This window comes from Gilvimarinus sp. 1_MG-2023, from assembly GCF_030548285.1.
In genome coordinates, this window is the sequence record NZ_JAUOSC010000913.1 from 1 (window position 1) to 278 (window position 278).

Here is a 278-nt window from a genome sequence, read left to right on the forward strand (position 1 = left end):
GGTCACACCAGGGCCTTTCAGCGCTTTTTTGGTGACAAAGGCGATTTCGGCTTCAATTTTGGGGTGAATCAGTTCATCGGTTTTGATTTCGCCACCGTCGGACACGGCAAAATAATCCGCCAGGAAGCCGTAACACGGATGCTCAACGCCCATCTGGGCCATTTTTGCCCAGCTGGTCAGGCCCATTTTCAGGCCAACGATCTTGTTGCCACGCGCTTCTTTACGACGGCGAATTTCCCACTGGATATCAAACGCATCCTTGTAAGTCATTTCCGGGT

1 pseudogene is annotated in these 278 nt (G+C 51.8%); it reads right to left on the bottom strand.

The features are described from left to right. Positions 1 to 278 (bottom strand): annotated as a pseudogene (locus tag Q4563_RS19530) (4-oxalocrotonate decarboxylase); the annotation flags it as partial.